This window comes from Rhodococcus sp. (in: high G+C Gram-positive bacteria) (assembly GCF_049299235.1).
Lineage (GTDB): Bacteria > Actinomycetota > Actinomycetes > Mycobacteriales > Mycobacteriaceae > Rhodococcus.
In genome coordinates this window covers 1-10798 of the sequence record NZ_JBAQXC010000156.1, presented here as the reverse complement: position 1 = coordinate 10798, position 10798 = coordinate 1, and the positions used below count along the sequence as shown (strand labels likewise).

General features: G+C 68.5%; 10 protein-coding genes. All 10 read right to left on the bottom strand.

Translation table 11 applies throughout. The features are described from left to right. Nucleotides 1-600, bottom strand: a 600-nt coding sequence (locus WAX14_RS09655) for an NUDIX domain-containing protein (protein ID WP_422627864.1), incomplete at its 3' end; no start/stop codon positions are given. 3 nt (nucleotides 601-603) lie between these two features. Beyond that, nucleotides 604-2367, bottom strand: coding sequence for a CTP synthase (locus WAX14_RS09650; protein ID WP_422627863.1), 1764 nt, complete (start codon nucleotides 2365-2367; stop codon nucleotides 604-606). 199 nt (nucleotides 2368-2566) lie between these two features. After that, on the bottom strand, nucleotides 2567-3562 hold the full coding sequence (locus WAX14_RS09645; protein ID WP_422627866.1) for a copper transporter: 996 nt from the start codon (nucleotides 3560-3562) through the stop codon (nucleotides 2567-2569). Continuing rightward, nucleotides 3559-4752: a putative cytokinetic ring protein SteA gene (gene steA / locus WAX14_RS09640; RefSeq protein ID WP_422627862.1), complete on the bottom strand. Its 1194-nt coding sequence runs from the start codon at nucleotides 4750-4752 to the stop codon at nucleotides 3559-3561. Before steA ends, WAX14_RS09645 begins: the two co-directional genes overlap by 4 nt. A 126-nt stretch (nucleotides 4753-4878) precedes the next feature. After that, nucleotides 4879-6666, bottom strand: coding sequence for a DNA repair protein RecN (gene recN, locus WAX14_RS09635; protein ID WP_422627861.1), 1788 nt, complete (start codon nucleotides 6664-6666; stop codon nucleotides 4879-4881). A gap of 1 nt (nucleotide 6667) precedes the next feature. Continuing rightward, nucleotides 6668-7609, bottom strand: a complete 942-nt coding sequence (locus tag WAX14_RS09630) for an NAD kinase (RefSeq protein ID WP_422627865.1) — start codon at nucleotides 7607-7609, stop codon at nucleotides 6668-6670. Nucleotides 7610-7626: 17 nt separating this feature from the next. Next, nucleotides 7627-8451 (bottom strand): TlyA family RNA methyltransferase, encoded by an 825-nt coding sequence (locus WAX14_RS09625; RefSeq protein ID WP_422627860.1) that lies wholly within the window; start codon nucleotides 8449-8451, stop codon nucleotides 7627-7629. Between the two features lies 1 nt (nucleotide 8452). Beyond that, on the bottom strand, nucleotides 8453-8674 hold the full coding sequence (locus WAX14_RS09620) for a hypothetical protein (RefSeq protein ID WP_422627859.1): 222 nt from the start codon (nucleotides 8672-8674) through the stop codon (nucleotides 8453-8455). 52 nt (nucleotides 8675-8726) lie between these two features. Then, entirely contained in the window at nucleotides 8727-9713 is a 987-nt protein-coding gene (locus WAX14_RS09615) for an HAD-IIA family hydrolase (protein WP_422627858.1), read from the bottom strand. Nucleotides 9714-9769: 56 nt separating this feature from the next. Then, on the bottom strand, nucleotides 9770-10798 hold a 1029-nt coding region (locus WAX14_RS09610; RefSeq protein ID WP_422627857.1), incomplete at its 5' end, for a hypothetical protein.

Below are 10798 nucleotides of genomic sequence, written 5' to 3'. Positions count from 1 at the left end.
GGCGCGGGGCCGGTCCGGCCAGTCGGTGTCCGGTGAACGCGGCGGGTTCCCGGCGGTGCGGGTCGCGGCGAGCGCGAGGATGCCGGCCACGGCGGTCGCGTTGACGATCTCACCGCTCAGCACCATTGCCACCGCCTCGTGCACGGGAACGAAGTGCACTTCGAGGTCGGCTTCCTCGTGTTCGGGCTCGGGCCGGTCGACGGGTCGCAGGTCGCCGGCGGTGAACACGCGTACCGCTTCGTCGGTGAAACCCGGCGACAGGGCGATGTCGACGAGCAGGTCCCACCGGTCGGCACCGAATCCGGTTTCCTCGGCGAGTTCCCGGCGGGCCGCATCGAGCGGGGATTCGCCGGGAGCGTCGAGGAGACCGGCGGGTAGTTCCCACAGCCGGTGGCCGAGCGGATGCCGGTATTGGTGGATCAGCGCGAGCCGGTCCCGGTCGTCGACCGCGGCGACCGCGACGGCACCGTGATGTTCGACGACCTCCCGCTGCGCGGCGTGCCCGTCCGGCATCCGCACGTCGTCCACGCGCAGCGACACGATTGCGCCGGTGTAGACGCGGCGGGTGGACAGCGTCTCGAATTCGTGTCGCTGCGCCACGGGCTAGTCGACCTCCGCCGCGGTGTCGGTCGTCGCGGTGTCGGTCGTCGCGGTGTCGGTCGTCGCGGTGTCGGCGCTGTCGCCGTGCACATCGACGGGAAGCCGTTCGGCGGCCTTGTACTGCAGTGCCGCGGAGATCAGGCCGGCGAACAGCGGATGCGGGCGGGTGGGCCGGCTCTTGAGTTCCGGGTGCGCCTGCGTCGCCACGAAGTACGGGTGCATGTCGGCGGGGTATTCGACGAACTCGACGAGCCGCCCGTCCGGGGACGTACCGGAGAATTTCAGCCCGGACTTGGCGATGCGATCGCGGTAGGCGTTGTTGACTTCGAAGCGATGCCGGTGCCGTTCGGAGACGTTCTCGGTACCGTATGCCTTCGCGACGACCGAACCCTTGGTGAGCACCGCGGGGTACGCGCCGAGGCGCATGGTGCCGCCGAGGTCGGCTTCACCGGCGACGATCTGTTCCTGATCGGCCATCGTGGAGATGACCGGATCGGTGGTGTCCGGATCGAACTCGGTGCTCGACGCGCCGGTGATCCCGACCGAGCGGGCCGCCTCGATGACGACGCACTGCAGGCCCAGGCACAGTCCGAGCAGCGGGATCTTGCGGGTCCGCGCGAACCGGATCGCGCCTAGTTTGCCTTCGATGCCGCGGATTCCGAATCCGCCGGGGATCAGCACGGCGTCGACGTCACCGAGGTGGCGTTCGGCGCCTGCCTCGGTCTCGCACTCGTCGGAGGCGACCCAGCTGATCTCGACCTTTGCGCGGTGCGCGAACCCGCCGGCGCGCAGCGCCTCGGTGACCGACAGGTACGCGTCGGGCAGGTCGATGTACTTTCCGACCAACGCGACCTTCACGGTTTCACGGGGATTGTGGACGCGATCGAGCAGATCACCCCACACGGTCCAGTCGACATCGCGGAACGGCAGTCCGAGTTGACGCACCACATAGGCGTCGAGGCCCTCCCGGTGCAGCACCTTCGGAATGTCGTAGATGGACGGCGCGTCGGGGGTGGAGATGCATCCGTCGACGTCGACGTCGCACATCAGCGCGATCTTCGCCTTCAACGCATCGGGCACGTCCCGGTCACAGCGCAGGATCAGCGCGTCCGGCTGGATTCCGATGTTGCGCAGTGCCGCCACCGAATGCTGGGTCGGTTTGGTCTTGAGTTCCCCGGACGGGCCCAGATACGGCACGAGGCTCACGTGCAGGAAGAAGCAGTTGTCGCGGCCGACATCGTGCCGGACCTGCCGGGCGGCCTCGAGGAACGGCTGGGATTCGATGTCACCGACGGTGCCACCGATCTCGGTGATCACCACGTCGGGGACGTTGCCCTCGGCATCGGGGGCTGCCATCGCCTTGATGCGATTCTTGATTTCGTCGGTGATGTGCGGGATCACCTGGACGGTGTCACCGAGGTATTCGCCGCGACGTTCCTTGGCGATCACCGTGGAATACACCTGTCCGGTGGTGACGTTCGCGTCGGCGGACAGGTTCCGGTCGAGGAACCGTTCGTAGTGTCCGACGTCCAGATCTGTTTCGGCGCCGTCTTCGGTGACGAAGACCTCACCGTGTTGGAACGGGTTCATGGTGCCGGGGTCGACGTTGAGGTAGGGGTCGAGCTTCTGCATGGTCACGCGCAGACCACGCGCGGTGAGCAGCGCCCCCAGGCTCGATGCGGTCAGCCCCTTGCCGAGCGAGGATGCAACGCCCCCGCTGACGAAGATGTGCTTGGTAGCGGTACGCGAGTGGCGTGACTGTGGCAAAGAAGCTCCCGTGACGTCTGGTGCAGGACTTCGGACTGAGAATGGTGTTGCTGGGGCCTGCGGACCCACGGAACCTCACCGTAACACCCGCCGTCGCAGATCCGTGCACGACTCGCATAATCGGTGCGACATCACAACCCGGATACCGAAGTCGCGTCGTCCACAGCCGTAACGTCCACAGCCGGGTCGATACCGGCTGTCAGCGGGATGCGGATCCCACGGTGACCGAGCTCGCACCGGGCCCGGTGCCGTACCGGCCCGCGCCGCCGGTGAGCTGTTCCCCGAGCGCCAGGACGGTGGTGATCCGGCCCGCTTCACGGTCGAGGTTGTCCACCGTCGACAGACCCGCCGACAGTGCCGTATCGGCCCGGACCACCGCAATCGGTCCGTTGCCGGTGGCCGCGTCGGGGCGTCCCGCCAGAACGGTTCCGGCACTCCGGCCGTCGAGGGTCGCGGCGAACCGCGCGAGCAATGCGCCACGGTTGCCACTTCCCTCGGCGCCACTTCCCTCGGCGCCACTTCCCTCGGCGCCACTGCCGTCCCCGGCGGCGGCCCGGCCTCCGGTGACGACGATCGCGGACTGGGCCGGCTCGACTGTGCCGTCCTCGAACGACAGAAAACCACCGCTGCGCAGCGTGGTCAACGCCAACATCCGCTCCTCGGGCGTACTGCGCGGCTGCCCGGTCCCCGGATCGACGAGCAGCACCGCGCCGAGCAGGTCACCGGTCAGGCTGCCCTGATCGACCGCGCCGGTCTGCAACTGCACTCCGGCCGGGATCACGTTGGTGACGGTGGTGCGCAACAGATCCGCACCGGTCGCGTCGACGAACGATTCGGTCAACGACAACCGTCCGGTGACGGCCGCGCCGGCCGCCTCGACGGCGGCGACGACGGCGTCGAGGTCCGCCGGGTCTGCGTCGGGTCCGGCAACCATCAGCACGGTGCGGCCGGTGAGCGTGTCCCGCACGATCCGAGGGGCGACCGCGGCATCGAACCCGTCCGCCGCATTGAGCCGTTCCGTCAGCACACTGTTGCGGTCCTGTTCGCCCTGCAGTTCGTCGCGCATCTGGGCCTTGTCGTCGCGCAGTCCGGACACCAGGCTGGTCGACAGCACGCCGGAGCCGAGCACGATCCCGACCGCCAGTGCCAGAAAGATCGCCGCGATGGACACGGCATGCTGGCGCAGGGAGATCACGCCCGCAGCCCCCGCACCCATTCGAGGAAGTCGTCCCACAACTGCACTGCCCAGTCCACGACCTCGCCGCCGAGATTCGAAACGACGAGCGCGGCGATCACGGCGATCACGGCGATCAGCGCGGCGAACACGAGCAGCGCGATGACCCCACCGGACACCCGACTGCGATACAGCGTGGCGACGGCCTTCGCGTCGACCAGTTTCGGTCCGACCTTCAGTCGCGTCATGAACGCCGACGGGTTGGTGTCGCGGCGTCCCTGATCGAAGAACTCGTCGAGAGATACGGTGCTGCCGACCGTGACGATCAGGGCGGCGCCGTGGTGGTCGGCGAGCAGCAACGCCAGATCCGCCGGGGCCCCGGCCGCCGGAAACGTCATCGCGCCGATGCCCAGGTCCTGAATGCGTTCGAGGCCGGGGGCATGCCCGTCCGGGTCCGCCGGTAGCACGACCTCGGCACCCGATTTGAGGGTCTCGGTGCCGATCTGCTCGGGGTCACCGACGATGAGGTCGGGCCGGTAGCCTGCCTTCATCAGCGTGTCCGCGCCTGCGCCGACACCGATGAGGATCGGCGAATATTCCTTGATGAACGGCTTGAGGTCTTTCAGGTCCTCCAGGTGGTCGGGGCCGTCCGCGACGACGACCACGTGCCGATCCTGCAGGTCCACGTCGATGTCGGGGACGCCGACGCCGTCGATGAGAAGCGCGCTTTCCGAGCGGATGAACTCGATGGTGTTGCCGGAGAAGGCCTCGAGATGGTCGACCAGCCCGGTCTTCGCCTCGATCATCCGATCGGAGATCTCGGCTTCGGTCTGTTCCTCCCCTTGGATCAGCAGCCGTTCCCCGGCGTAGACACCGCCTTCGTGCAGCCGTACCTTCGCACCGTCCTTGACCTTCTTGAACAGGTCGGCGCCCGCATTGTCCACCAGCGCGATACCGCTGGCGACGAGCACCTCCGGCCCCAGGTTCGGATAGCGGCCGGTGATCGACGCGGATGCGTTGACCACCGCGGTGACACCCGCCTCGACGAGGGCATCGGCGGTCACGCGATCCAGATCGACCGCGTCGAGCACGACGATGTCGCCCGGGCCCACGCGGCGCAGCAGCTTCGAGGTGTTCTTGTCGACCCGGGCGATGCCGCTCACTCCGGGCAACGTTTCGTTATTGCGTGACAGCAGAGCCGGCATCTTCATGGCATCGATGATGAACCCGGGTCGCGGTGCGATACCGGAGGCGCGCCGAACAGTATCCGCCGGGCCGGATGGGTCACGCCGAAGAAGACCGGCCGGTATGCCCCACCCGGCGCCCGGTCGTACCGCTCAACTCTGCCGTTCGGCAAGCGCCATCGCCAGCAGTTCCTCGGCATGCGCACGCCCGGTTTCGGTATCGTCCAGTCCGGCAAGCATCCGGGCGAGCTCGCCGACCCGTTCGGTTTCGCCGAGGGTGCGCACGCCGCTGCTGACGACGCCACCGGCATCGTCGACCTTGTCGACGACCAGGTGTGTGTCGGCGAACGCGGCGACCTGCGGCAAATGTGTGACGACGATGACCTGATGGGTGCGCGACAGCCGGGCCAGGCGCCGCCCGATCTCGACCGCTGCCCGACCTCCGACGCCGGCGTCGACCTCGTCGAACACCATCGTGGCGCCACGTTCGGATGCGGCGAGTACCACTTCCAGCGCCAGCATCACTCGGGACAGTTCACCACCGGACGCGCTGCGCGCCAGCGGCAGCGACTGGGCGCCGCTGTGCGCCGCCAACCGGAACTCGACGTCGTCGACACCCGATTCCCCGGCGTGCAGGGCTCGGTCCCCGACCGCCAGCGGTGTCGCATCCCGCTCGGCGGCCTCCCGGTCGCGCACCTGCACGTCGAGGGTCGCCCGGCCCATCGCGAGACCGGACAATTCCTTGCTGACGGCCTTCGCGAGCCGGGCCGAGGCCTTGCGCCGGGCCGCGGACAAGTCGGTCGCCGCCCCAGCGGTCGCCGCCGCAGCGGACTCGACGGTCGCCGCGAGTTCGGCCAGCGCGTCCGCGGACACGTCGATCTTCGACAACCGGGACCGCGCGTCCTCGGCCCAAGCGAGAACTCCGTCGATGTCAGCGGCGTACTTACGGGTCAGCACCTTGAGTTCCGACTGCCGGTTCAGCAGCGCATCGAGAGCGCCGGGATCCGACGGCAGATCGGTGAGATAGCCGGACAGGTCGCCTGCCACATCGGTGACCACGGCCATCGCCTCGGCCAGCCGCGGGCTCAGCTCACGGAGGGCCGGATCGTCCGCCCCATCGACGCGGGCACGGGCCTCACCGAGAAGGTCCAGCGCGGGCGTCGCCCCGTCCCCATCGGTGACGTCACCGCCGGCCAGCACTGCGTGTGCAGCACGCGCCGCCTCCCGCAGCGAATCCAGATCGCCGAGTCGGCGTACCTCGGCGACGATCCGCACATCCTCGCCGGATTGCGGATCGACCCGGTCGATCTCGTCGAGGCCGAACTGCAGGCGGTCGGCTTCCTGTGCCAGTTCCCGCGAGCGCTCGGTGCGCTCGGCGAGTTCGGCACGCGCCGACAACCATGTCCTCCGCTTCTGCTGATAGCCGGTCAGCAAGGACAGCACCGTCTTACCCGCGAACCGGTCGAGGGCAGCGCGCTGCTGGTCGGGCCGCAGCAGCCGAAGTTGATCGTTCTGTCCGTGCACGGTCAGCAGCGGGTCGGTGAACTCGGCGAGCATCCCCACCGGGACACTGCGGCCCCCCAGATGCGCGCGGGAGCGCCCGTCGCTGCCGACGGTACGTACCGCGATGATGCTGCCGTCCTCGTCCCGTTCGGCGCCGGTCGCTTCGAGCAGCCGGGCGATCTCACGTTCGACGTGGCTGGGCAACGCACCGGTCGAATCGTCCGCATCGACGGAGAATCGGCCCTCGACGACCGCGCGACCGGCACCGACCCGCACCCGGGCCGAGTCCGCGCGAGACCCGGACAACAGGTGCAAGCTGGTGACCACCATCGTCTTTCCGGCGCCGGTTTCACCGGTCAACACGGTGAAGCCGTCGTGAAACTGGGCACTCGCCTCGGAGATGACACCCAGATTGTCGATCCGAATCTCAGCGAGCACGTCAGGGTTTCCTTCCTCGCCAGCCCTTCACCGGAAGCTCGAATTTGCGGACCATCCGATCCGCGAACGGTGCCGAGTCCAGCCGGACCCACCGGACCGGGTTCTTACCGCGCACCACCTCGACCCGACCGCCGGCGGGCAGGTCCAGGGTGCGGCGACCATCGCAGAACACGAGACCGTCGTGGCTGCCACGCAGGGTTTCCACCGCGATGATCGACTCGGGGCTGGTCACCAGCGGACGAGCGAACAGCGCATGCGCGTTGCTCGGAATCACCAGCAGTGCTTCGAGTTCGGGCCACACGATCGGCCCGCCTGCGGAGAACGCGTAGGCAGTGGATCCGGTCGGGCTGGCGATGAGCACACCGTCGCAGCCGAACGACGACACCGGCCGGCCGTCGACTTCGAGCACCACTTCCAGCACCCCGAGCCGCGACTTGTTTTCGAGGCTCGCCTCGTTCAGTGCCCAACCCCGCTCGACGATCGTGTCGTCGACGCGAATGGTCACATCGAGCGTCATCCGATGTTCGATGCGGTATTCGCGACGCACGACCTGCGCGAGTGCCTCCTCGAGATGATCGGACTCGGCCTCGGCGAGGAAGCCGATCCGCCCGAGGTTGATTCCGAGGACCGGCGCGCTCGCAGCCTGCGCGAGTTCGGCGGCCCGCAGAAAACTCCCGTCACCGCCGAGCACGATCACCATCTCGCACCCGGCCGCCGCATCCGGGCCCGCGTCGACGATACGAACCCTGCCGTCCGGTGCCGCGAACGCACCGAGCCCGGTGCTGTCGGCCTCCTCGGCGAGGACCCTCAGCCCGATTCCGGCGTCCCCGAAGATCGTGGCGACGCGCTGCGCCGTTTCGGCGATCTCGCCTCGCCCGGAGTGCGAAACCAGCAGAATCTCCCGGTGCCGCACTGTCGTATCGGTCGTGGCCGATGCCGCGATACTGTCCGATTTCCTGGTCAACGTGGTCCTTCCTGCACCGCACGCTCGACGAGTTCGATCACCGACGGCTCGAGGTCGTCAGGTCCCGGTTCCCCGGCGCGCAGCCACAGGAAATACTCGACGTTCCCGGACGGGCCGGGCAGTGGGCTGGCCACCGCGCCCAACGTGCGCAGACCGAGGGTCTGGGCTTCGCGGGCCACGTCGAGAACCGCCGCGGTCCGCAAGACCGGATCCCGTACGACACCACCACTGCCCACACGGTCCTTCCCCACCTCGAACTGCGGTTTGATCATCGGCAGCAGATCGGCGCCCGGCGACACACAGCGCACGAATGCCGGTAGTACCAGTTTCAACGAGATGAACGACAGATCCGCCACCACCAACTCGGCCGGCCCACCGATCTGCTCGGCGTCGATATTACGCACATTTGTTCGATCGATGACGTGGACGCGATCGTCGGACTGCAGTCGCCACACGAGTTGGCCGTATCCGACATCCACCGCAACGACCTCTCGTGCGCCTTTGTGCAGCAGCACATCGGTGAACCCACCGGTCGAAGCCCCCGCATCGAGGCAACGCCTACCGGCGACGTGCAGCCCGTGCGGCACGAAGGCCTCCAGTGCGCCGATCAGTTTGTGCGCACCGCGAGACGCCCACGACACCTCGTCGGCGACCTCCGTGACGACCAGGGGCGTACCCGGCTCGATCGCGGTCGCGGGTTTGGTGGCCACCGCACCGGCGATGAGGACCCGACCCGCGGCGATCAACTCGCCGGCATGTTCGCGGGAACGGGCCAGTCCTCGCCGCACCAGTTCCGCGTCGACCCGTGCTCGACGCGCCACGTCAGACCTTGTCCACGGTCGAGAGCGCCCGCACCAGCACATCGTGTGCCTGCTCGAGCAGCAGGGCCTGGCGTGAGATCGCCCCGGCCGGATCGTGACCGTCACCGGCCGCGTCGCGGGCTCGGGTCAACAACCCGTCCACGTCGACGTGGATCCGGTCCGGTTCGATTCCCGGCTGGGAACCGGGAAGATGCTGGCCTGGGCGTGGAATCGACATGCTCATCGCTGACCACGCTAGTGCATCGCGAGCCCACCGGACGCGCGGCACGACCGGTTCAGGCCACCGTGTTCCATTGCTGGATCGAGGACCGCGCCGGGCCGTTCACCCCGATGACACGGTCGAACTCCTGGTTCGCCCAGGCCACCGGAAGCACAGCGCGCAATGCCGCCATCGGATCGGCCGGTCCGGTCGTCTCGACCCGCAGGTCACCACCGTCGACTGTCACGATCCATCCCTCGGCCGAACCGGCCCGTAGCGTCGCGGCATCGGCGTCGAGGCAACTCAGCGACTCCGCCACATACGTGGGCCGCTGCGTCGCCGGTGCCCGCAACAGGTCTGCGACGGTGCTCACACCGGTGAGTACGAGCAGTGAGTCGACTCCGACGGTGACCGCACCTTCGATGTCCGTATCGAGGCGGTCACCGACAACCAAGGGACGCTCGGCGACGCTGCGGGCGATCGCGTCCTCGAGCAGCGGTGCTGCGGGCTTGCCCGCAACCAACGGCACCGCTCCGGTCGCCGAACGTACGGCGGCGACCATCGAGCCGTTGCCCAGCACCAGGCCGCGCTCGGTCGGCAGCGTCGAGTCGACGTTCGTCGCCACCCACAATGCGCCGGCCCGGATCGCCAGGGTCGCTTCGGCGAGAATCGTCCAGCCGGTATCCGGGGAATGCCCCTGCACGACGGCTACCGGTCGCTCGGCCGCGGACCGCACCGGTGCCAATCCGACACGGGAAATTTCCTCGGCCAGTGCCTCGGTTCCGACAACGAGAACAGGCGCGCCCGCGGGGACGCGTTCGGCGAGAATGCGCGCCGCGGACTGGGAACTGGTGACCACGGTCGACTCGTCGGCCGGAAACCCGAGATCACACAGGTGCTCGGCCACTTCACGGGGCCGGCGGCTGGCATTGTTGGTGACGTAGAACAATCGGTCGTCACCGACCGTCAGTGCCTTCACCGCCCCGGGAACAGCGTCACGCCCACGATAGACCGTGCCGTCGAGATCGAGCAGCAGCACGTCGTAGACAGACCGCAACGACACCGGCACTGTTCCGACTTCCGTTCTCCCGGATTCCGTTGTCGCGGCGCCTCGTTCGGTCACAGATCGTCGCCGGTCAGTTCCGCCACCCGATCTTCGGCGTCGGTGTCGCCCTCGAGGTCCGCGGCGGCCGCGTTGAGGAACCACGTCACGCCGTCCTTCGTACGTCCGGCCGCCACCAACGCATCCGCGTACGCGTAGAACAGTCGCGCGGCGGCGATCCCCGTCCGGGAATTGTCAAGATCGGGCGTCTGCAGTGTGACAACCGCCTGATCGAATTGACCCAGGTCCATACGGGCTCCTGCCACCACGATCCGCAGTTCGCCGGCGTCGTCGCCGGTGAGCGCACGAGCCTCCTCACTGCGCCCGAGCTCGATGGCACGCTCCGGTCGGCCGAGGCCACGCTCGCAGTCGGCCATCACGGCGAGCAGTCCGGGACCGCCCGACATGCGGCGTGCGGCACGCAACTCGGACAGGGCTTCGGCCCACTCACCTGCGTGGTAGGCGGTGATACCCGCGGCTTCACGGACGACAGCGATTCGCCCTGCGCGTTGCCGCGCCGCCCGTGCATGGGAGAGCGCGAGTCGCGGATCGTCGTCCACGAGTTTGCCCGCCATCACCAGATGTCGGGCGACTGTGTTCGCATTCGACTTGTCCAAGCTCAGAAGATCGCGGCGGATCGTGGGATCCAACTCCGACGCTTCGATATCGTCGGGCAGGTCCGGCTCGTCCGGTCGAGAATCCCGGCGCTGCGGGGACGTTCCTTCACGGCCACGTGCGGGGCCGAAACCGCCCTCACCGCCGCGCCGGCGCGATGCCCCACCGTCCCGACGGTCGGTACCCTGACCGCGGCTGTCACCACCACGTCGATCGTCACGACCACGTTCACCGCGATTCTGCTCGGGCCGGTCCCCCCGGGGACGGTCGCCGTAGCCACCACGCCGATCGTCGTCACGGCGGTTCGACCGGTCGCCCCCTCGGTCCTGCCGGTTGTCACCCGCACCACGGGGGCCGCGATCACCCCGCTCGTCGCGGCCGCGATCACCCCGCTCGTCGCGGCGACGATCGCCTCCGCGGCCGCGATCGTC

Coding starts and splice junctions, on each gene's coding strand:
- steA (WP_422627862.1), bottom strand. CDS start 4,752: ATGAAGATGCCGGCTCTGCTGTCACGCAATAACGAAACGTTGCCCGGA.
- WAX14_RS09620 (WP_422627859.1), bottom strand. CDS start 8,674: ATGAGCATGTCGATTCCACGCCCAGGCCAGCATCTTCCCGGTTCCCAG.